18 protein-coding genes are annotated in these 22,597 nt (G+C 60.5%); 15 read left to right on the top strand and 3 right to left on the bottom strand.

The genetic code is table 11. The features are described from left to right. Positions 1–71: 71 nt before the first annotated feature. Together E4662_RS15245 and E4662_RS15250 are read left to right on the top strand one after the other, a co-directional pair. A complete protein-coding gene (locus E4662_RS15245) occupies positions 72–1,184 on the top strand; it encodes a mannitol dehydrogenase family protein (RefSeq protein WP_136442446.1) in 1,113 nt (370 codons plus the stop codon). Continuing rightward, positions 1,184–2,161, top strand: coding sequence for an aldo/keto reductase (locus E4662_RS15250; RefSeq protein ID WP_136442447.1), 978 nt, complete (start codon positions 1,184–1,186; stop codon positions 2,159–2,161). The genes E4662_RS15245 and E4662_RS15250 overlap by 1 nt, the downstream gene beginning before the upstream one ends. Before the next feature lie 13 nt (positions 2,162–2,174). Here the strand turns inward: E4662_RS15250 and E4662_RS15255 are convergent, their stop codons facing one another. Next, complete coding sequence (locus E4662_RS15255; protein ID WP_136442448.1) at positions 2,175–3,080, bottom strand: GntR family transcriptional regulator; 906 nt, start codon at positions 3,078–3,080, stop codon at positions 2,175–2,177. Positions 3,081–3,230: 150 nt separating this feature from the next. Between E4662_RS15255 and E4662_RS15260 the strand changes: the two genes are divergently transcribed. From E4662_RS15260 to E4662_RS15285, 6 genes are all read left to right on the top strand, one after another. Beyond that, on the top strand, positions 3,231–4,244 hold the full coding sequence (locus tag E4662_RS15260; RefSeq protein ID WP_136442539.1) for an ABC transporter permease: 1,014 nt from the start codon (positions 3,231–3,233) through the stop codon (positions 4,242–4,244). Between the two features lie 26 nt (positions 4,245–4,270). Continuing rightward, positions 4,271–5,209 carry an ABC transporter substrate-binding protein gene (locus tag E4662_RS15265; RefSeq protein ID WP_136442449.1) on the top strand — a complete coding sequence of 313 codons (939 nt, stop codon included), beginning with the start codon at positions 4,271–4,273 and terminating at the stop codon, positions 5,207–5,209. A gap of 60 nt (positions 5,210–5,269) precedes the next feature. Beyond that, entirely contained in the window at positions 5,270–6,058 is a 789-nt protein-coding gene (locus E4662_RS15270) for an ATP-binding cassette domain-containing protein (protein WP_240705207.1), read from the top strand. Then, positions 6,055–7,068 carry a zinc-binding alcohol dehydrogenase family protein gene (locus tag E4662_RS15275; protein ID WP_136442450.1) on the top strand — a complete coding sequence of 338 codons (1,014 nt, stop codon included), beginning with the start codon at positions 6,055–6,057 and terminating at the stop codon, positions 7,066–7,068. Before E4662_RS15270 ends, E4662_RS15275 begins: the two co-directional genes overlap by 4 nt. Before the next feature lies 1 nt (position 7,069). Continuing rightward, complete coding sequence (locus E4662_RS15280) at positions 7,070–8,566, top strand: UxaA family hydrolase (protein ID WP_136442451.1); 1,497 nt, start codon at positions 7,070–7,072, stop codon at positions 8,564–8,566. Between the two features lie 193 nt (positions 8,567–8,759). Continuing rightward, the gene (locus E4662_RS15285; protein ID WP_168797994.1) at positions 8,760–11,294 is read left to right on the top strand and encodes a putative bifunctional diguanylate cyclase/phosphodiesterase; all 2,535 of its coding nucleotides are present in this window, start codon (positions 8,760–8,762) and stop codon (positions 11,292–11,294) included. A gap of 35 nt (positions 11,295–11,329) precedes the next feature. On the opposite strand, the gene E4662_RS15290 is transcribed toward E4662_RS15285, so the two are convergent. Together E4662_RS15290 and E4662_RS15295 are read right to left on the bottom strand one after the other, a co-directional pair. Next, positions 11,330–12,754, bottom strand: coding sequence for a nicotinate phosphoribosyltransferase (locus E4662_RS15290; RefSeq protein ID WP_136442453.1), 1,425 nt, complete (start codon positions 12,752–12,754; stop codon positions 11,330–11,332). Positions 12,755–12,867: 113 nt separating this feature from the next. After that, a complete protein-coding gene (locus E4662_RS15295; protein ID WP_136442454.1) occupies positions 12,868–13,974 on the bottom strand; it encodes an NUDIX domain-containing protein in 1,107 nt (368 codons plus the stop codon). A gap of 194 nt (positions 13,975–14,168) precedes the next feature. On the opposite strand from E4662_RS15295, the gene E4662_RS15300 reads away from it, so the two are divergent. The 7 genes from E4662_RS15300 (at position 14,169) to E4662_RS15330 (ending at position 22,594) form a co-directional block, all read left to right on the top strand. Further along, on the top strand, positions 14,169–15,170 hold the full coding sequence (locus E4662_RS15300) for a succinylglutamate desuccinylase/aspartoacylase family protein (protein WP_136442455.1): 1,002 nt from the start codon (positions 14,169–14,171) through the stop codon (positions 15,168–15,170). A 406-nt stretch (positions 15,171–15,576) separates the two neighbouring features. Continuing rightward, positions 15,577–17,148, top strand: a complete 1,572-nt coding sequence (locus E4662_RS15305) for an acyl CoA:acetate/3-ketoacid CoA transferase (RefSeq protein ID WP_136442456.1) — start codon at positions 15,577–15,579, stop codon at positions 17,146–17,148. A gap of 2 nt (positions 17,149–17,150) precedes the next feature. Continuing rightward, positions 17,151–17,912, top strand: a complete 762-nt coding sequence (locus tag E4662_RS15310; protein WP_240705215.1) for an enoyl-CoA hydratase/isomerase family protein — start codon at positions 17,151–17,153, stop codon at positions 17,910–17,912. After that, a complete protein-coding gene (locus E4662_RS15315; protein WP_240705208.1) occupies positions 17,909–19,444 on the top strand; it encodes an aldehyde dehydrogenase family protein in 1,536 nt (511 codons plus the stop codon). Before E4662_RS15310 ends, E4662_RS15315 begins: the two co-directional genes overlap by 4 nt. A gap of 33 nt (positions 19,445–19,477) precedes the next feature. Continuing rightward, entirely contained in the window at positions 19,478–20,737 is a 1,260-nt protein-coding gene (locus tag E4662_RS15320) for an ABC transporter substrate-binding protein (RefSeq protein WP_136442458.1), read from the top strand. A gap of 82 nt (positions 20,738–20,819) precedes the next feature. Beyond that, the gene (locus tag E4662_RS15325) at positions 20,820–21,713 is read left to right on the top strand and encodes a carbohydrate ABC transporter permease (RefSeq protein ID WP_136442459.1); all 894 of its coding nucleotides are present in this window, start codon (positions 20,820–20,822) and stop codon (positions 21,711–21,713) included. Further along, entirely contained in the window at positions 21,713–22,594 is an 882-nt protein-coding gene (locus E4662_RS15330) for a carbohydrate ABC transporter permease (RefSeq protein WP_136442460.1), read from the top strand. Before E4662_RS15325 ends, E4662_RS15330 begins: the two co-directional genes overlap by 1 nt. Positions 22,595–22,597 lie beyond the last annotated feature (3 nt).

Genomic DNA, 22,597 nt, shown 5'->3' on the forward strand with positions numbered 1-22,597 from the left:
AAGACTTGTGTTTTGGTTTTGTATTATTAAAAACAGAAATCGTAAAGACTCAGGGGGCGGCAGGATCTGTCATGCTGAAAACACCGATTTTGCAGTTTGGTACGAGCCGTTTTCTCCAGGCCCATGCGGACTTGTTTCTCTCCGAAGCGCGGGCAGGGGGGCAGGACGTCGGGCCGGTCACGGTGGTGCAAACCTCCGGCGATCCAACCCGCGTGGGCCGGGTGCAGGCGCTGAGCAAGGGCTTCCCGGTCCGGATCGAAGGTCTCGTGGATGGCGCGCCGGTCCAGGAGATCAAACAGGTGACTAGCATCGCTCGCGGTCTGTCAACGGCCACCGATTGGGCCACGGTAACCCGTGTTTTTGTCGAAGAGGCCGAGATTGTCCTGTCGAACACGGGAGACGCCGGGTTCGCGCCGTCTGCCGTAGATGCTGGCGAGGTGTTTGATCAGGCGATGTCCTTTCCCGCCAAACTCTGCCACCTGCTGCGTGCCCGGTTCGAGGGCGGGGCAAGGCCGATACAGATCATGCCGATGGAGTTGATTGCCAACAATGGCGCAGTCCTCAAGAAGCGTGTTCTCGAACTGGCGCAGGCCGATACATCGGCGTTTCGGGCGTATCTCGAACGGGATGTGCTTTGGGTGAACGCGCTGGTTGACCGGATCGTATCGCAGCCGCTTGAGCCTGCCGGAGCGGTGGCGGAACCTTACGCGCTTTGGGCCATAGAGGCGCAGCCGGGGCTTGCCTCCCCTTGCGCACATCCGGCGGTTCAAATCGTGCCCTCTCTGGCGGAGATCGAAGCGCTGAAACTTTTTGTGCTGAACTTGGGCCATACGGTCCTCGCGGATCGCTGGCTGCGCGAGGCACGGGGCGCAGGCGTTCTGGTCCGGCACGTGATGTCCGATCCCGCCGAGCGCGACCGTTTGCTTGCACTATACTCCGATGAGGTCCGCCCGGCGTTTGTGGCGGCGGGTCAGGGGCAAGCGTTCGAGACTTATGTCGAAACCACGCTGGAGCGTTTTGGCAACCCGTTCCTTGATCATGCGATAGCGGACATTGCGCAGAACCATGCGCAGAAGGTGGCGCGCCGGATTGCGGCGTTTCTGGACTTTGCTGCAAGGCACGGCGACATCGCGCCCAAGCCGAGGCTGTCCGAGATCGTCGCCAGACAGAAGGAGGCCGCGTGATGGCGCTCAAGACAAATCGTGTCGGGACCACCGATCTGCACGTCACCGCGCTGTCCTTCGGTGGCGCGAGCATCGGCAATCTCGGGGAAGAGGTGGGGGAGGCCGCAACGGCTGCGGTTCTCGATCGCGCCTGGCAGGCCGGTATTCGCTATTTCGACACCGCGCCACATTATGGACGCGGCCTTTCGGAGGCTCGTCTGGGCGGGTTCTTTGCGGGCAAGGCACGGGAGGACTACGTGTTGTCGACCAAAGTGGGCCGGGTCCTGTCGCCGGGGCCTGCGTTGCCGGAGGCGGATGGCTTCATTAATCCGTTGCCCAACGCGGTGCGCTATGACTACTCGGGCGATGGTATCGTTGATAGTTTCGAAGGCAGCTGCGCGCGGCTTGGTACCTCGGATGTGGACATCCTTTTTGTGCATGACATCGGTGCGTACACCCATGGCGCGGAAGAGGGCGCGCGGCATTTCGAGGACCTGATGGGATCGGGGTTTGCAGCGCTGCGCCGCTTGAAGGAAACCGGCCGGGTCAAGGCGATTGGGCTCGGCGTGAACGAGACGCAGGTATGCCTTGATGTGATGGAAACAGAACGGCTGGACGTGATCCTTCTGGCGGGGCGTCTGACCTTGCTCGACCGCGATGCGGAGGCCAGTCTGCTGGACGCCTGCCAGCAGCAGGAGACCAGCCTTGTTCTGGGCGGGATCTTCAACTCCGGCATTCTGGCCACGGGGCCGAAACCGGGCGCGTGGTTCAACTACGCGCCTGCCTCGGCAGAGATTCTCGAAGCGGTGGAGGTGCTGGAGGCGCGGGCCAAGGCCGTGGGGCTGACCCTGGCCGAGGCCTCCATGCAATTTGCCCTGCGCCACCCGGCGGCCTGTTCCGTGCTGTTGGGGACGGGCAAAGTCCGCTCACTGGAGCGGAACCTTGCGGCGGCGGAGCTTGCGCTTTCAGAGGCCGCTTTGGACTTTGTGACGCGCTGAACCTGAGCCTCTCTCACAAGGCTCGATCATGCGCCTTGAGTGAGTTCACAAGGGTCTGGCTCGACGTGGCGAGATGACTGCGCGCGGCCGCGAGCGCCTTGTCCGGATCCCGGCTGCGCAGCGCGTCGATATAAGCGAGATGTTCGTGGATCGCGCTTTCGTTGCGCAGACGTTCGTCAGACTTGTTCCATTGAAAATGGTAGTGGAAGATCAGCGAGATGATCTTCTGAAACTCCCGCACAAAACGGTTGTCCACCACCGCGTTGATGGCCGCGTGGAAGGCTTCGTCAAGCTGTGAGAAATCGTGATAATCCGCGTCGATCCGGGCCAGCAGAGATCTGTGATCCGTCTCCAGCGCGTCAAGCTTGTCCCAGATCGGGTGATCGTCGGGCAGGCGCACCACGTGTTGGACAGCGTTCAACTCCAGCACCGAGCGGAATTCGGACAGTTCCAACGCGAAATTGACCGTGAACCCTTCCAGCTGCCAGCCCCCCTTGGGGCGGCGCACAACGATGCCGTAGCGGCTCAAGGACGACAGGAATTCCTGCAAGGTATGGGTTGCGACGTGAAAATCCTTGGCCATCTGCGCCACGTTCAAAACGGTTCCGGGCGGCACATCCATCCGCAGAACCCAATCAAAGAATCGGGCCTCCAGCTCTTCGACCCCGAGCAGCACCGGCGGTTTTTCCATGACGTCATCAGGCCGCGATCTGCGGCGAACGGTTTTTGTCCGGCCATCAAGCGTGATGATGCCGCTCCGGGCCAAGTGCTCCAGAGCGCTACGAACCACGGTTCGGCTGACGCCAAGCTCGGACGCCAAGGCGTTCTCTGACGGGAGGGACACGTTCAATTCCATGCCGTCACAATGGGTTAGAAGCTGGTTGTGCGCCTCGACGAGGCGGACGTTTGTGCGTGCCACGAATCTTGTATCCCTTATCTTTCAGCGCCTTTGATAGCTGTTTTTTTGAATATGTACAAAAAAATTAAAAACAGTTGACCTGCGAGAGTTCAGCTAAGATGTTTTGAATAATAAAAAACCAAAACCGGTTCAGGAGGAGAATTCGTGACCATGACTGCGCCCATCGAGCCGCCCCGGATTCGTTTCCTGCCCTCCGGTTCGACGCTTCACAAGCTGTCAGCGGTCATCACGCTGGCGCTGCTGATTGCGGTGTTCTCTTTCACCAGTCCGGCGTTCCTGTCGGTCAACAACGGGCTGACTGTTCTGCTGCAAACCTCTGTCATCGGGCTTTTGGCGATTGGCATGACGATGGTGATCATCACCGGCGGCATTGATCTGAGCGTCGGCTCGATCCTCGCCCTGTCCGGGGTGATCACCGGGTTGACGATCAAGGCCGGGCTGCCGGTGGTTCCGGCGATGGGGCTGGGCGTGCTGACCGGCGCGCTGTGCGGGTTCGTCAACGGGTTGGTGATCTCGAAGATGCGGATTACGCCGTTTGTCGCAACGCTGGGCATGATGTTGATTGCGCGTGGTCTCGCCTTGCAACTGACAGGCGCGGCACCGATCAGTCGTTTGGGGGAGGCCTTTGGCACCCTTGGGAATGGCGCGCTGTTTCGCATTGTCGAGATGCAGCCCAACGGCTTTCCCAAGGTCATCTTCCCCGGCATTCCCTATCCCGCGATCCTGCTTCTGGTGGTGGCGGTGCTGGGCTGGTTCCTGCTGCAAAAGCGCCAGATCGGGCGGCATATCTTCTCTGTCGGCTCAAACGAAGAGGCGGCGCGGTTGTCTGGCGTCAATGTGGATCGGACCAAGATCTGGGCCTACACCGCCTCCGGCGCGCTTGCCGGGGTTGCCGGGATGGTTCTGATGTCGCGCCTTGTGACGGTTCAGCCGAACGAAGGCGTGATGTACGAGCTTGATGCCATTGCGGCCTCGGTGATTGGCGGGGCCTCGCTGATGGGTGGGGTGGGCAGCATCTCCGGCAGCATGATTGGGGCCTTCATCATCGGGGTTCTGCGCAACGGTCTGAACATGGCCGGGACCTCGGCTTTTGTTCAGATGATCATCATCGGGATCGTGGTGATCGGCGCCGTCTACATCGATCAAATTCGCAACAAGATCTAACCAAAGTCTTCAAATGGGAGGAAACCATGAAGAAACTACTCGCAACAGTTTTGACGACGGGAATTCTGGCGGCAACCGGTTCGGCTTCGATGGCGGGCGAGATTGCGGTGATCGTCAAAACGACGAACTCCAACTTCTGGCAGAACGTGAACAAGGGCGCGTCGGCAGCCATCGCCAATCACCCCGAACATACCATGACTTTCAACGGCCCGGCCTCTGAATCGGCGATCAACGATCAGGTGGCGCTGGTGGAGAACGCGATCAACCGTGGTGTTGCGGGCATCGTTCTGGCCCCGTCGGATCCCGAAGCGCTTGCGCCGGTGGTCAAACGGGCCTTCGAGTCCGGTATCCCGGTGACGATCATCGACAGCGGTCTCGCCGAGGGCAATGAGAAGTATTACCAGGCCTTCCTGTCAACGGACAACTGCGCGGCGGGCAAGCTGGCGGCAACCCAGATGCTGGATGCGGCTGGCACCTCCGGCAAGGTTGCCGTGATGTCCTATGTTGCGGGCGTCGGTTCGGAAATTGGCCGGGTTGGCTGCTTTGTCGAGCATATCGAGGCGAACTCCGATGTCGAAATCGTCGGCCCGTTCTATTCGCAATCGCAGATGGCCACCGCGCTGAACCAGACGACGGACATCCTCGCGGCCAACGAACTGATCGGCATCTTTGGCGCGAATGAGCCAACGGCGATTGGCATGGGCCGTGCGCTCGAACAATCGGGCAAGGCAGGGTCGATCACGGCGATCGGTTTTGACGGGAACGCGGATCTGCAGGACATGGTCAAAAGTGGCACGCTGCTGGCGACTGCGGTGCAGGGCTCCTTCCAGATGGGTGAGCTTGGCGTGAACGCCGTGGCCAAGATCCTCGCGGGCGAGACCGTCGAAGGCTTCATCGACACCGGTGTGGTGATGGTGACCAAGGACAACATCGACGATCCGGTCGCGCAGAACGTGCTCTACTGAGGTCTCCCTGGTCGGCGCGCATCTGCGCGTCGGCCGCCATTTCAAAACAGTGGTTTGATCATGCTCGATGCGATGCAAACAGGGGCGCCCCCGCTGGTTCAGATGGACAACATCTACAAGCAGTTCGGCGGGATTCATGCGGTCGAAGGGGTCTCGACGGATCTCTACCCCGGTGAGGTGGTTGGCGTGCTGGGTCATAACGGCGCGGGCAAGTCCTGCCTGATGCGCATCCTGTCCGGTGCGATGCGCGCGTCCAGCGGCCAGATCCATGTGAACGGCGCGCCCGCGGATATGAAATCGCCGCATGACGCGCGCGCCTTTGGGATCGAGACGATCTACCAGACACTGGCATTGGCCAATCATCTGGATGCCCCGGCCAATCTCTTCATGGGGCGCGAGCTCAGGACGCGCTTTGGTAATCTGGATGAAAAACGGATGTTGTCGGAGGCCACGGAGGCGCTGCGGCAGCTGAACCCGAATTTCAAGAACCTGCGCGAGCCGGTGGCCCGGCTGTCGGGCGGGCAAAGGCAGGTCATCGCCATCGCGCGGGCGATCTACTTCCAGGCGAAGATCCTGATCATGGATGAGCCAACCGCCGCACTTGGCCCGTCAGAGACGGCGATGGTCGCGGATCTGACGCTGAAGCTGAAGCAGGAAGGCATCGGCATCTTCCTGATCAGCCACGATATGGCGGATGTCTTTGAGCTCTGTGACCGGGTCATGGTGATGAACAAGGGGCGCAACGTCGGCGCGTTCCGGATCGAAGACGTAAACAAGGACGACATCCTGAGCCTCATCATCAAAGGCACCTTGCCGGATGATTGGGAGCCACGAGGGAACAGCAGATGACAACAGAGCAAAGCCCCTTTGGGGTTGTGGTGGAGCCTGGGACTTTTGTCATAGAGGAGCGGGACGCACCCGGAACGCCGCCCGAGGGGTGGGTCCTTGTCGACATCTGCTCCGTCGGGCTGTGCGGCACCGACTATCACATCTTCGAAGGCAAGCACCCGTTCCTCGAATACCCGCGCGTGATTGGTCACGAACTGAGCGGGCGCATCGCTGAAGATGCCGAAGGCTGGCGGGCCGGGCAGCTTGTGGTGATCAACCCGTATCTGGCTTCGGAAAATTCTTATGCAACGAAGCGCGGAAAGCCGAATTGCTGTGACCAGATCCAGGTTCTGGGTGTGCACCGCGATGGCGGGTTGACGCCCCGGCTTGCGGTTCCCGCCAAGAACCTGATTTCCGCTGAAGGGCTGACCCCTCGGGAAGCGGCGATGGTCGAGTTTCTGGCGATTGGGGCCCATGCGGTGCAACGGTCGCGGGTGCAACCGGGAGACCGCGTTCTGGTCACGGGCGTCGGCCCGATCGGGATCGGAACGGCGCTTTTTGCGCGGCTGCGCGGTGCAGAGGTGAGCCTGCTCGATCTCAGCGCGCCTCGGGTGCAGATGGCGCAGGACCGCTTCGGGTTCGAGCAGGTTTTCACTGACCTTGAGAAGGCCCTCACTGCCAACCCGGACGGGTTTGACCTGTGTTTCGATGCCACCGGACACCGGGCCGCCATCGAGGCAGGCTTCAAAGGGGTTGCCCACGGTGGCAGCTATGTTCTGGTCAGCGTGATCAAGGAAGACATCACCTTCAGCGATCCGGAGTTCCACAAGCGGGAAATGAGCCTGATCGGCAGCCGCAATGCGCTTCGAGAGGATTTTGATTGGGTCATGTCTGCAATCCGCGCCGGGCAAATCGACACGGACGCGCTCTGTTCACGCGAAATGCCGCTTGAGGCCTTGCCCGAAAGCTTTGCCGCGCTGGCGTCTGACCGGGGTGATCTGATCAAGGTCATCGTGACCTTGCAGGCCTGAGATGCGGAGCAAGACGCTTCAGCTTCACCCGGATGATAATGTCGCCATTGCGCTGACTAGGCTTGGCGCAGGTGAGGCCGGAGCCACAGAGCCGATCTCGAAATCGCACAAGATGGCGCTGCGGGATATTGAGAAAGGCGCGGATATCCTGCGCTATGGTCAGGTGATCGGGCGGGCTGATGTGGCGATTGCCGCCGGTGCCCACGTGCATGATCACAACATGAGCATGCGCGCGCGTGCGGGCAAGCACCGTTTTGCCAGTGCCGCAAAACCACTGCCCGAGCCGGAAAACAAGCGCAGTTTCATGGGCTACCACCGCGAGACAGGCCGGGTGGGTACCCGCAACTATCTTGGCATTCTGACGTCGGTGAACTGTTCCGGCTCTGTCGCGCGGTTTATCGCGGAGGAAGCGGAGCGGCGCGGGCTCATGCGGGATTTTCCCAACGTTGATGGGGTTGTCCCGATTGTGCACGGCAGCGGCTGTGGCATGGCCAATCGCGGCGAAGGCTATGATGTCCTGATGCGCACGCTTCGCGGATATGCGCGGCACCCGAATTTTGGCGGCATCCTTCTGGTTGGGCTGGGCTGTGAGGTTCTGCAACTGGCGGACCTGATCGGAGAGCAGAAAATCTCCGGGGACGGGCCGGTTCGATACATGACGATTCAACGTAACGGCGGCACACGGCGCACTGTGGAAGAGGGGCTGAGGCAACTGGCGTCTTTGGCCGAGTTGGCCAATGCTGCATCCCGCGCGCCGGCCCCGGCTTCGCATATCGTTTTGGGTATGCAATGCGGTGGTTCGGACGGCTATTCCGGCTTTACCGCCAACCCCGCGCTTGGCGGCGCATCTGATCTGTTGGTGCGCCATGGCGGCACGTCCATCCTGTCGGAAACCTCCGAAATCTACGGAGCGGAGCACCTCTTGACCTGCCGTGCCGCGACGCCCGATGTGGGCCGGGCGCTGCTGGACAAGATCGCCTGGTGGGAAGCCTATTGCGCAAAACACGGCGCGCAGCTGAACAACAACCCAAGCCCCGGCAACAAACGCGGCGGTCTGACCACCATTCTGGAGAAATCACTTGGTGCCGTGGCGAAATCCGGTCAGGCTCCCTTGTCGGGGGTCTATGATTATGCCGCAGACCTTCAGACGCGCGGCTTGGTCTTCATGGACAGCCCCGGCTACGATCCTTGTTCCGTGACAGGCCAGATCGCATCGGGCGCGACGCTGATTGCCTTTACCACGGGGCGCGGATCCGTGTCGGGCTACAAGCCAACCCCCTGTATCAAGATCGCGTCGAACTCCGATCTGTTCTCGCGCATGGAAGACGATATGGACATCAACTGCGGTGACATCGCGGACGGGGCAAACCTTCAGGACAAGAGCGACGCCATCTTTGAAAGCCTGCTTGCGGTTGCCAGCGGCGAGCAGACCAAAAGCGAGAAACAGGGGTTCGGCGGGGTCGAATTCGTGCCTTGGCAAATTGGCGCGGTGCTGTAGCCGGACCTTTGATGCGATCACGGATCGCCCGTGCAATCAGCCCGCTTTCCAAATGCCGATCCTTTGAAAGGCGGACCTGTTCCGCGAATTTTGCTTGTTAATCAGCAGGCAGGAGTGTTTTTCTGGCAGCCATATTGATCAAGACACAGATGAACTGAGCAAGGGCAACGCCTGCTTAGGCGCGCGCGTCATCTTGGAACGGTTTCACGGGGTTGGCGGATTGCAGCATTTTCAGGACGAAACAGTACTTGCCGTCATGACCTTCGACACCGCCAACGGCGCTTTGGACGTGGCCTTTGCGTCGACCCGCCTGAACGATATTTCAGGGTTTGCTGAGGCATCGTCATTGGGCAAGATTGTAGCGCAGCTTGCAGGCGGATCAGTCGCAAGCGTAGAAATTGAGGCGCGCCTTCCTGAGATCCTGAACGATCCGGCTCAGCGAGAGGCCCGTTGCGCCGTCAGAACAGCGGGGCAGGGCACAGGGGCAGTCACACTCAGGGCCAAAGTGAATACGTTGTCGCCGGAACTTCATCAGATCATCCTGACCGCGCAAGGGATCCAAGGGGGCGCAGAAAAGCGGAAACCTGCAAGCCCGGCCGACACAAGCGTGGCCTTGGGCGATACTTCTGTTGCTGCAAAATACGACAGGCTTTGGGAAGCCATCGATGGCTATCCTTACCCTTTTGCCTTGTATGACAAGGACATGCTGCTGGTGCTGAGCAATCGGGCGTACAATGCGTCCATGGCGGCAGAGCCGTCGCGGATTGTCCCGGGCATGGCGCTGGCCGAAGTGACCCGCATCGCTTTGGACAGCAAACATCTGGTGCCGCTGGCCTCCGACGCGTCGACCTCCATACAGGAATACCTCGAAAAAGCGGATAACAAGCAGCCGTTCCTCGATCTGGAGTTCGAAGGGGACATTCACCACCGCGTGTTTCGCAGCGTGACCCCCCTCGGCGACATGTTGATCGCGCGGCTCGATTCAACGGCACTGGTGCGGGAGCGCAGGGCGGCCGAGACGTCGCACAACCGGCTACTCTCTGCTCTGAATGCTTATCCATTCCCCTTTGCGATCTACGACGATCAGGATTGTATCGTTGTCTGGAACGATGCCTACCGGCGCTCCATGAGCAAGTGCGACGACTTCATCGAAGCCGGCATGCATCGCACCGTGATTGCCGAACATGCCATCCGGGCCGGTCTGTTCACCGACGCGATTGGGAAGGAAGACTTGTGGTCTTCTATCGAACACCAGAACGAAGCGGTGCGCCAACCGATCGAGGATCTGCGGTTGGAAGGGGACATCCATCACCGTTTGTATCGCACCCGCGCGCCGAATGGGGATCTTGTCATCCTCCGAACGGACATCACCGAACTTATTCGCAAAAAGCGCGAGGTCGAGGATTATGCCTTGAGGCTCGAAGAGGCTAACAAGCAGATCCTGCAACAGAACAATCAGGACCAGTTGACCGGGCTGGCAAACCGGCGAAGCCTGCTGGCGGCTTTGCAAAGCTTTCAGGATATGCCGAAGGACGAGAGCATCAGTCACTTCGCGCTTGCGATTGACCTGGACCACTTCAAGTTCATCAACGACAGCCTCGGCCATGCTGCGGGCGACGAGGTTCTGATGTCCGTGTCCCGCGTGCTGCTGGACGAAGTCGCGCCGCAGGATGTTGTCGCCCGGGTTGGCGGGGATGAGTACATCATCCTTGGCGTGCAGCAGCGCGATGAAAAGCGGGACGTTGCCTTGGGGGATCGGCTTTTGACCCGCTTTGACGAGCCTGTTCAGCTCGAGGCCGGCAGTTGCCGCGTAGGGGTTTCCATCGGCGTCGCGGCGGAACCGCTGTCACGCATGGAAGACCTTCTGCTGCATGCAGATGTGGCGCTCTACCGGGCCAAGGCGGACGGGCGGGGGCGCATCGGACACTTTCACAAGAGCGATCTGGAGCGGATCCAGCAAAAACGGGCCATCGAGGTTGATCTGGAACGCGCGCTCGCCCGGCGGGAGTTTGAGCCTTACTACCAGCCTCAGATTGATGCGCGGAGCGGCAAGCTGACCGGCTTGGAGGTGCTGGCGCGCTGGAACCATCCCCGGCTCGGCACGGTTCGGCCGTCCTATTTCCTCGGGCATGCGGAAGAGCTGGGGCTGCTCGATCAGATTGATGACCAGGTTTTTGAGCGCGCTTTGACGGACTCGGAGCGCTGGCTTGACCAGACGGACAGCGCACCGCGACTGGCCTTCAATGTCAGCGCAGACCGGCTGCAGACCAAGACAGACATCCTGATCGCAGGCGGCCGCGGTTACCCGGGTGGCGTGTCTTTCGAGCTTTTGGAAACCGTGTTCGTCGAAGAGCAGAACGACCAGTTCTTCCGCTGTCTCCAGCGCGCAGGAAATGCCGGTATCGACATCGAGGTCGATGATTTCGGCAGCGGGCGCACCTCCATCCTCGCTTTGCTGAAACTCTCACCGCAAGCGATCAAGATCGACCGAAGGATCGTGAAGCGGTTGGGCATCGAGCGCAACGCGCGGCAGGTTCTGCAATCCATCATTCAAATCGGTCGCGTCATGAATGCCCGGCTGGTGGCCGAAGGGGTAGAGACCGAATGTCAGGCACGGGATCTGCGGGAACTCGGGTTTGATGTTCTGCAGGGCTTTTACTTTGGCGAACCGATGAACATCGGTCAGTTGATGACGGTATTGCGCGAGGGCGGCTGGCCGGAAGCGTGAAGCCACCGGGTGCCCGGCAGCTTCACGCGAGAGGGCTACACAATCAGCCCGGCGCGTTTGCGAATGGCGTCAAAGCTGTGGCGCGTGACGATCCGGCCATCCCGAAAGACAGGTTTGAGCGCGTCCTGACCTGTTGGGATGTTGTCCTGAGGTCGCACGGCGAACCGGCCACCGTCGGTCTGCATCACCCCAATCCGCCCTTTGCGGGAGGTCTTGGCGCCACCGGCGGTCACCGGGTCTTTGAATACATCCCGCCAGACGCCGTTCGCCCGTATGGCCGAGGTCTTCATTGAATAGGAGAACGTATCGCGATCCAGCTTTTGTAACAGCCCACCACCCATGCCAAAGGCTATATTCCCGATGGCCAGACCGCGTTCGATCATCTCGTCCATGATCCGGACAATCGAGGTCGGGTTGACGCCGTCCCCCTGGATGACGCGAACCTGATCCGGAAGGATGCGGAAGCCGTTTTCCGTCAGGCTGTGACCAAACCGTTCCATCAGGGCCTCGATCACGTCCGGTACGATTCGAAGCGGATCGCCACTGTCCGGGCGCACCACAAGAACGCCGTCGCGGGCCAGCACGCTGTCGCTCAATTCCGTGCCCCAGTAGTCGCGCACAGCCCGCATCAGGTCATAGCTGTCCGAGACACAGGCGATGATCCCCGTCGGATTGTCTGCCAGAAACCGGCGCATGAAGGCCAGTTCCCCATCCACGCCAAAGGAGGTGACGGTGCTGTGTTCTGTTGCCGGGATGGAAAATCCTGCCATCTCCGCGCCGTAGACATTGCGCGCCAGAACAAGCCCCGCAACCGTATCGGTGCCCATGGAATTGACGAGGTGTGCCGCTGCGCCAAGGGCAGCGCTTTGGGCGCTTGTCGCCCCGCGTGCCCCGAAGTCGTGCAGTTTAAAGGCCAAGCCATCATCGCTGCCGTCGGTGCGGATCAGCCTCTCCCGTATTTGCCGGATAACGGCGTTTGAGATGGTCGCAACGGTGCTTGGGTACCAGACCGCGCGCAGCAAACGGGTTTCCAGAAAGCCGGGCAGGGCCCAGCATTTGGGATCCGTGTTGACGATCCGCACTTGCGGGATGGCTGCCGGGGCAAGGGTGCCTTCGGCCAGAGCATCAATCTGAACCGGCAGGCGGCCATCGTGGGCGTCGATGATGTATTGAAACATCTTCGTGTAGAGTGACAGGCCGTGTGCTTCGATAAAGGGCGCGGCCTCATCCAGCATGGCTTGGGTCACAACGGTCCCTTCGAGTTTCACCAGTTCGGCCTGAAGACCGAAGAACAGAACCTCGTCCATTTCGCCATTGGCACGGCGCGGTTCGATGTAGGCAAAGACCTGTTCGGTCCCGTCCGGAAACTGCTGTGGGTGGCTGTATTTGTAGCTGTCGGTGTCGAGCAGAAAATTGCCCGCATCGACGGCTTTTGCAAAATTGGATGTTTGCATCATCATGGCTCCAGTCCTCCTTGGATCGGATATGAAAAGCGGAACCGGACCTCCCGGCGCGCTTGGAGTCATGCCCCCTTGGGGACATGGGTTTCACAACCCTTCTCGGGTTGGTGAAATCAGTGCATGCGGCTCATCAGAACCGAGGAATAGGCGAAGGGCACGTTGGGCACCAAGGCCTGGATGATGTCGAAGTGATCTTCGAACATCACGTCCGGCGTCAGTTGATTGATCGGCAGCCAGAAGGCCCGCTTGGCGTCATCCGCGCCTTTGACCTTTTCCTGCGCCTTTCCGTCGATCAACTCGAACTTGAACGCCTCAGTCCGCACCCATCCACGTTCAGACCGCTCCGGGTGATCAAACACCTGCCGCGCCGCGATGCGCCCTTCGAGCAGTTTGCGAGGGATGTTGAGGCGGGTTTCTTCGATCAGCTCCCGGATTGCGGCGGTTTGCGCGGTTTCCTTTTGCAAGTGCCCGCCGGGCAGGGCGAAAAGACCCTTGCCCGGAGCCTTGGCCCGTTCGACCAGAAGGATATGGCCGTTCTGAACCACCACCGCATCCGCGCAATCGGCCGGGATGTCATAACCGAAAGCGGCGACAGCCTTGCCATAGGCGTCTCGATACGCCGCGTTATACTGCGCCTCGGCGCGCACCCGGGCGACGTCCTTTGGATTCTGCTCCATCCAGGCAACAACCTGATCGGTTTCAAAAGCGCCGAATGTCTCGCGAAGCCGTGCTATCGGCGCGGCATTCAAAAACAGACCGGCGCGCATGTCCGTGGCGTTCAGCACTGTACTGCCGTTGCGCTCCGCATCGACCGAGGCAGCCTCGAATTCAGGGAACCAGCGCAGGTAGCGGCTGCTTTCGTCCTTGTCGTGACCGACCAGAACCACCCGCACCGCATCGCGCGCGATGCCCTTGGTGCGCAGGTGCAAGTCGATCGCCGTGCGCACATTGCCCGCCCAGGTCCTGTCGTCATATAGCGTATCGATCAGGGGCAGGCAGGTGACATCCGCGGAATTGCCCGCCGCTTTGAGAGCGGCGTGAATGAAAGCAGCCCGTTCCGTCCACTTGAACGCATTTTTCTCAGACCGGGGCCGAAAAGCCGAGCCGATCAGGACAAGCGTTTGATCCGAATGTTGTGAAGCATGGTCGAACAGTTTGCGATGGCCTTTGTGAAAAGGCTGAAACCGTCCAATGATCACTGAAAGCGTGACCTGTGTCATAGCGCGACCTCCGCGATATCAATGTACATGCAAGACCTCCTTGCATGCCTCTTATTAGGGGCGTGACGACCGGTTCGTCAACGGGGGGCGCTCGGATTTCATGAAAGGCAGGGGTGCATTGTTTGCAAAGAGTGTTAAGATTGCGCCGTTGGTTTTTGCGAAAATGCCAAACCTTACAGAAGGATAGCGCTCCCATGGCCAAGTCCCCCATTACGTCCGAAGTGGATTTCGAAGCGGACGGCAAGCAGATGGGCTACCTGCGGGTGCCGCATTCCGTGGACCGGTCCGCCTATGGATGGATCCCGGTTCCAATCACTGTCATCCGCAATGGCGCGGGTCCAACATTGCTTTTGAGCGCAGGGGTGCACGGTGATGAATACGAAGGGCAGATTGCGATTGCTGAACTGGCGGCAGAGTTGGAAGCACAGGACATTCGCGGACGGCTCATTTTGCTCCCGCAAGTCAATCTGCCCGCCGCGCTGGCCGGCAATCGGGTTTCTCCGATCGATGACGGGAATATGAATCGGCTGTACCCCGGAGACCCGAGTGGTACGCCGACGGAGATGATCGCGCATTACCACGAAGAAATTCTTCTTCCGCTGGCGGATTACGCCGTTGATCTGCATTCGGGTGGAAAATCCTTGATGTATCCCGCGACGCTGCTGCGCGGGCCGAGCCACTCGGTGGAGGAAGAGAAGGGGCTGCAACTGCTAAGCGAAGCGCTCGATCTGCCTTACGCTTGGGTCTTTACAGGTGGTGGCGGCAAGGCAAGCACGGCGCGAACAGCCATGGGGGCCGCCAACCGAAAAGGCGTGATCAATGTCATGGCGGAGCTAGGCGGCGGCGATACGGTTACGCCGGATGTTCTGGCGCTGGTCCGGCGCGGCCTGCGCCGGGTATTGAGCGCGCTGGGGATGCTGTCGGACTATGTGCCGGGCGTTGCCCGTGGAACCCGAGCGCTGCATGTGCAAGGATCAATCTACGCCTATGAAACGGGTCTTTTTGAACCGCTCAAACCCATCGGAGGTGAGGTTCAGAAAGGGGACGTGGTGGCTGTGCTCCACCATCCGGAGACGCCCGGGCGCGCGCCGACACAAGTGACGTCTCCTTTCGCGGGGCTTGTTCTGGCGAGACGATGGTTGGCACAGGCAAACCGTGGTGACGCGCTGTTTCAGATCGCTGCAGACGCGTCCTGACAATAGATTGAGCGCGATCTTTTGAGCCGCATCTTTGTGCAAGGGTGCGAGGATGAGACGGTGCGGTTCTGTTCTACAAGGCAACAGAATCGCGCCTGACGTCAGGAGCCCTGAAAGGCGCTCACCGTATTCCTTGTTCGGATGATGGATCGCGTATCCTTGGATGCCTGACCGTTGCCGGGATCTTGCGGTGGTCGTGTGTAAGTCTTTTTAAAAGAAGAACAAAAAAACACGTGAACGGGTGCCGGTCACTTATGAAACCCATCTGAGCAGATCGCGGAATGCCTGCGCCGTAGAAAAGTGTTGTCAATTTTGGAACGTTCCTATAAATCACTTATGGAACGTTCCAGTCGATGTCCAAGCTTCGGCCAACACAGAACGGTTCAGCGCAAGGGAAGGGGGGAAGATGACCAAAGTCGTCACAGTCGCGGAAGCGGTCAAAAGCATTCAGGACGGCGCCATTGTGTCGGTTTCCTCGTCCTCGACCTTGGGCTGCCCGGATCTTGTCCTGAAGGCCATCGGCGCGCGCTTTGAGAGTGAGGGCCATCCGAGAGATATCACCTCGCTGCACCCGATTGCCGCCGGTGACGTCTACGGAGTCAAGGGGATGGATCACATCGCCAAGGACGGTCTTCTGAAGCGTGTGCTTGCCGGATCCTACCCCTCCGGTCCGTCCAGCGTCCAGATGCCGGAAATCTGGAAGATGATCGTCGAAGATCGCGTGGCAGCCTACAACGTGCCGTCGGGGATCATGTTTGACATGCACCGCGAAGCCGCCGCCAAACGGCCGGGGGTTTTGACGCAGGTCGGCATTGACACTTTCGTTGACCCTCAGCGGCAGGGCTGCGCGATGAACGCATCAGGCGAGGCCGCGCCCATCGTGTCGCGGACCGAGTTTGCCGGCGAGACATGGCTGCACTTTCCGAACATCATTCCCGATGTGGCGATCATCCGGGCCACGACGGCAGATGATCGCGGCAACCTGACTTATGAGCATGAGGGCGCTTATCTGGGCGGTCTGGAACAGGCGATTTGCGTGCGGAACAATGGCGGTCTGGTCATCGCTCAGGTCAAACGCGTCACCGCAAACGGCAGCCTGCGCCCGCACGATGTGCGCGTGCCGGGCCATCTTGTCGATTGTGTCGTGGTCGATCCCGATCAGAAACAGACGACAGAGACAGCCTATGATCCGGCGATCTCCGGGCAGGTCATGCGCCCTTGGGACAGCTTCAGCCTCGCTGAGCATGGCGTGGAAAAGGTCATTGCCCGGCGCGCGGCGCAGGAACTCCGGCGCGGCATGACCGCCAACCTCGGTTTTGGCATCAGTGCCATGGTGCCCCGTATCCTGCTGGAGGAAGGCCATCCTGACGCCGTGACCTGGGCGATTGAACAGGGCGCCGTGGGCGGCGTGCCGCTGACGGGCTTTGCCTTTGGCTGCGCGTCGAATGCCGATGCCTTCGTCCCGTCACCACAGCAGTTCATTTACTTTCAGGGGGCCGGCTTCGACATGTCGTTCCTGTCCTTTTTGGAGGTGGACGTCGAAGGCAACGTGAATGTCTCGAAACTGGGCAAGAAACCTTATCTGACCGCAGGCTGCGGCGGGTTTGTCGACATCACGGCCAAGGCAAAGAATATCGTGTTTTCCGGCTGGTTCGAAGCGGGCGCAAAAATCGCGCTCTCGGACAGCGGAATCGACATTCAGGCACCCGGGAAATTCACCAAGATGGTGGATGAGGTTGAGCATGTCACCTTCTCCGGCAAGCGCGCGCGCGAGCAGGACCAGAATGTGCTCTATGTGACGGAGCGCTGTGTGATCCGGTTGACTGGCAATGGTCTTGTCGCGACAGAGATCATGCCGGGCATTGATCCGCAGGAACATATAGTCGGGGCGTCCGGCGGGCGCGTTCAGGTGGCCGAGAATGCCAAGGTGATGCCCAAGGCGCTCTTGGCGGATGCACCGATGGGGTTGGCCCTTTGAGCGTGGTCACCTGCACATATTCCGGCAATGCTGCTGTCCTGACGCTTTGCAACGCGTCCAAGCTGAACGCACTGACAACAGCGATGCTGCGCGAGATCGAAGAGCATCTTGCCGAAATCGAGCACAATCCGGACGTCCGCTGCGTCATCCTCACAGGCGAGGGGCCAAAAGCTTTTTGCTGTGGCGCGGATATTGCCGAATGGGGTCCGCTGTCCCCGGCGGAGTTCGCGCGGTTTTGGGTGCGCGACGGGCATCGCGTTTTTGACCGGCTGGCGCGCTTGAGCAAACCGACCATCGGGGCGCTGAACGGGCATGCCTTTGGCGGCGGGCTTGAGCTTGCAGCGGCCTGCGATGTCCGCGTGATCACCGCGCGCGCCACGTTGGCATTGCCCGAAGCAAAAATCGGTATCGTGCCAGGCTGGTCCGGAACGCAGCGCCTCGCGCGCCTGTTGCCGGAACCTGTGATCAAGGAAATGGCCGTGTTCGGACGGCGCATTTCGGCGCAGCGCGCCTTTGACTTGGGGTTTGTCGCCGAGGTCGCCGATGATGTTCTAGCCTGCGCGCAGGAGATCGCGGCCTCGCTTGATCAGGTCTCGCCCTTTGCCAACGAAATGGCCAAGGCCATGATCCATGGGGCGGTCGGAGAAGACCGGTCTGCCGCCATCGAGACCCTGGCCAGCGCCGCTGCCGCCGCCAGCGCGGACCGCAACGAAGGCGTTGCCGCTTTCCTCGAAAAACGACCACCAAGCTTTACCGGGCAATGACCACGATGAATGACATGACGATCAACACGGCAATCTCCTACGACCTGCCTCCTGCTTTTTCAGGACGCCATCTGATCGATGGTGAATGGGTCCGGAGCGCAGAAACGTTCGAACGGGTCTCGCCCTCCCATGGGACCGTTGTGAGCGTTTCTGCGCAAGGGGGGGCGGCTGAAACCGAAGCGGCCATTGTGGCTGCGCGCGCGGCTTTTGATTCCGGCGTCTGGAGCCGGATTTCCGGCAAAGACCGGGCTGCGGTTCTGCTCAAGGTCGCTGATCTGATCGAGGCCAACGTGGAGCGGATCGCCATCCAGGAGACCCTGGAAACCGGCAAGCCGATCAGCCAGGCGCGCGGCGAGGTTGGCGGCGCGGCGGATCTGTGGCGCTACGCGGCGTCGCTTGCGCGCAGCACGCATGGGGACAGCCACAACACGCTGGGCCCGGACATGCTTGGTGTGGTGGTCAAGGAACCGATCGGTGTTGTCTCGATCATCACCCCCTGGAATTTCCCGTTCTGGATCCTGAGCCAGAAACTGCCCTTCGCGCTTGCTGCGGGATGCACCGTGGTGGTCAAACCTTCGGAAGTGACGCCCTCGTCGACGGTCATGATGGGCGAGCTGCTTGTGGAAGCCGGGCTTCCGGCGGGGGTGTGCAACATCGTTCTGGGCTACGGGCGGCCCGTGGGCAGCCTGATGTCGACCCACGGAGACGTGGACATGGTCACCTTCACCGGCTCGACAGCGGTAGGCAAGCTGATCACCGAGGCCTCTGCCGGAACGCTGAAGAAGGTCGCGCTGGAGCTGGGCGGGAAAAACCCGCAGGTGATTTTCCCCGATGCGGATCTGGAGAACGCGGCGGATGCTGTCACCTTCGGCGTCTATTTCAACGTTGGGCAATGCTGCAACTCCTCCAGCCGGATCATCGTCCATGAGGACATCGCCGAAGCCTTCGTGGCGCGCGTTGTAGAGTTGTCGCGCAAGGTCAAGTTCGGGGATCCTCTGGATGACAGCACCCAGGTGGGGGCCATCGTCACGGCAGAGCACAATGCCAAGATCGACGGCTATGTTCAGGCCGCCGCAAAGGCCGGAGCCAAGGTTGAACTGGGCGGCGGGGCTTTGGCCGTTGCCGGGCTGGGATCGCAATTCTACCAGCCCACGGTGATCAGCAACGTCACCCCGGACATGCCGATTGCCCGTGAAGAAGTGTTTGGGCCGGTCTTGACCGTTTTGACCTTCAAGACATTTGAAGAGGCAGTCGCGCTGACGAATGACAGCGATTACGGCCTTTCTGCCGGTGTCTGGAGCAATGACATTCACACCTGCCTCGCGTTTTCGCGGCGCGCCCATGCCGGAACCGTTTGGACCAACACCTGGATGGACGGCTACCCGGAACTTGCCTTTGGCGGGGTCAAGCAATCGGGGCAGGGCAGGGAGATTGGCCGCTACGGCTTTGACGAATTCCTTGAGGTGAAATCGCTGGTGATGCGCGTCGGACGCGACAGCCGGGCACCTTGGGTAGACGACGGCGCGCAATAAGCGCCCAATTGAAACGCAAAACGGGAGGTAACCATGCGTTCTTTTGTGAAGACCAAGACTGCCATAGCATTGGCATTGACGGTGACAGCCGGCGCGGCGCAGGCCGACGGACATGGCGGTGTGGAAGTGTTGCACTGGTGGACGTCCGGTGGTGAAGCCGCCGCGCTGAACGTGCTGAAGGAAGATCTCGAAGGTCAGGGCATCGGCTGGACCGACATGCCCGTCGCCGGTGGCGGTGGTGAGCAGGCGATGACCGTCCTGCGCGCCCGTGTGACCGCAGGCAACGCGCCGACCGCCGTGCAGGGGCTTGGCTTTGACATCATTGACTGGGCCAAACAGGGCGCCCTGGCAAACCTGAACGACGTGGCCGCCGCCGAAGGCTGGGATGCCGTAGTTCCGGCCGCCCTGCAGCAGTTCGCCAAGGTGGACGGCCAATGGGTGTCGGCCCCGGTCAACGTACACTCGACCAACTGGGTCTGGGCCAACAAGGCCGTGCTGGACGCCAACGGCATCGCCGCGCCCGAAACCTGGGACGACTTTGCAGCCGCGCTGGAAAAACTCGCCGCAGCCGGTGTGACCCCGATCGCCCATGGCGGTCAGGCATGGCAGGACGCCACTGTCTTTGACGCGGTTGCCATGTCGACGCTGGGTCCGGACGGCTACAAGGCCGCCTTTATTGATCTCGATGCAGAAGCGCTTGGCTCGGATGCGATGATCGAGGCCTTCAAGCGGATGGACGTGATCCGTGCCAACGTCGATGACAACTTCTCCGGTCGCGACTGGAACCTCGCCACGGCCATGGTCATCAACGGCGAAGCCGGTTTCCAGATGATGGGCGACTGGGCCAAGGGTGAGTTCCTGAACGCGGGCAAGGTGCCGGGCGAGGACTTCCTGTGCTTCCGTTTCCCCGGCACGCAGGAGCAGGTGACGTTCAACGCCGACCAGTTCATGATGTTCGATCAGGGCGGCGCGGTTTCCTCGCAGCAGGCGGCGCTTGCCTCGGCGATCCTGTCGCCGTCCTTCCAGTCCGCGTTCAACGTGGTCAAGGGCTCGGTTCCGGCGCGCACGGATGTGTCCAACGAAGCCTTTGACGCGTGTGGCAAACAGGGCATGGCGGACCTCGCAGCTGCCGCCGGTTCCGGCAATCTGTTTGGGTCCATGGCCCATGGCCACGCCAACGACGCGGCGGTGAAAAACGCGATGTATGACGTCATCACCGCACATTTCAACGGCGAGTATGACGCTGAGACAGCCGTCATGGAGCTGGTCGACGCTGTTGAGATCGCTCAATAAAATCGCTCCCGGTCCGGAGCGCATCTGACGCTCCGGACCACCCCGACTACCACTGATTTGCCCAATTCGAGGAGGGTGCGTGATGGCGAGCAATGCCCACGCAGATTTTCGGTCGCGACTACAGGTCTGGCTACCGAAACTGGTCCTGTCACCGTCACTGGCGATGGTGCTCGTATTCGTCTACGGCTTCATTATTTTCTCTGTTTACCTGTCGTTCACGGACAGCCGGTTGCTGCCGTCTTACGGCTGGGTCGGCTGGGAAAACTATTCCAAGCTCTGGCGTCTGAGCCATTGGGAAATCTCCCTGACCAACATGGGCGTGTTCGCGGTTCTCTATATCGGGATCTGCAGCATTCTGGGTCTCGGACTGGCGATTTTCCTCGATCAGAAGATCCGGGGAGAAGGCTTTATCCGCACGATTTACCTCTACCCCATGGCGCTGTCCTTCATCGTGACGGGCACCGCGTGGAAATGGTTCCTCGATCCCGGCATCGGGCTTGAAAACGTCATGCAGAGCTGGGGCTGGACCGGTTTCGAGTTCGACTGGATCAAGAACCGCGATTTTGCCATCTACACGGTGGTGCTCGCCGCGGTCTGGCAAACCAGCGGGTTTGTCATGGCCATGTTCCTCGCCGGTCTGCGCGGCATCGACAACGAGATGCTCAAGGCGGCGCAGATGGATGGGGCATCGAACTGGAACCTCTACCGCCGGATCATCATTCCGCAGCTGCGCCCCGCGTTCCTGTCGGCCTTCGTGATCCTGAGCCATCTGGCGATCAAGACCTTTGACCTCGTCATTGCTCTGACCGGGGGCGGGCCGGGCAGGGCCACCGAACTGCCTGCCACTTTCATGTATTCCTACACCTTTACACGCAACCAGATGGGCATCGGCGCGGCCTCGGCGGTGATCATGCTGATGACCATTGCCGCGATCATGATCCCATACCTTTACGCCGAATTGCGGGAGAAAAAGTAATGTCTGTCGCAAGCCAAGATACCGCCATCCGCACAGGGCGCGTCACGCGCATGCTGATCTATCTCGTCCTGCTGCTCTTTGTCCTGTTCTACATGTTGCCGCTTTACGTAATGCTCGTGAACTCGGTCAAACCGCTGAATGAAATCACAGGCGGCGGCATGATGAACCTGCCGCAGGTGTTCACGCTGGAACCCTGGGCCAAGGCCTGGTCCTCGGCGCAGATCGGCGTCGAGCCGACGGGCCTGCGCCCCTACTTCTGGAACTCGATCTCCATGGTTGTGCCCGCCGTGGCCATCTCCACCGTGCTGGGCGCGCTGAACGGCTATGTGCTGACTAAATGGCGCTTCAAGTATGACACCATCCTGTTCGGGCTCATGCTCTTTGCCTGTTTCATCCCGTTTCAGATCGTGCTGATCCCGATGGCGCGAATGCTCGGCCTGATGGGCATGGCGGGATCCGTCTGGGGGTTGGTGCTTGTGCACGTGGTCTATGGCATTGGTTTCACCACGCTGTATTTCCGCAATTATTACGCTGTTTTCCCGACCGAGCTGGTCCGGGCCGCGCAGATCGACGGGGCAGGTTTTTTCCAGATCTTCTGGCGCATCCTGCTGCCGTCATCGGGGCCGATCGCCGTGGTTTCGATCATCTGGCAGTTCACCAATATCTGGAACGACTTCCTGTTTGGCGCGTCCTTTGCCGGGCCAACGAGCCAGCCGATGACCGTCGCGCTCAACAACCTGGTTCAGTCCTCGACGGGCGTGAAGGAATACAACGTCCACTTCGCCGGCGCGATCCTCGCCGCTCTTCCCACTCTTCTCGTCTACATCGTCGCGGGTCGCTACTTCGTGCGCGGCCTGATGTCAGGCTCAGTAAAAGGCTAATGA

The organism is Pacificoceanicola onchidii (assembly GCF_004804335.1).
Classification (GTDB): Bacteria; Pseudomonadota; Alphaproteobacteria; order Rhodobacterales; family Rhodobacteraceae; genus Pacificoceanicola; species Pacificoceanicola onchidii.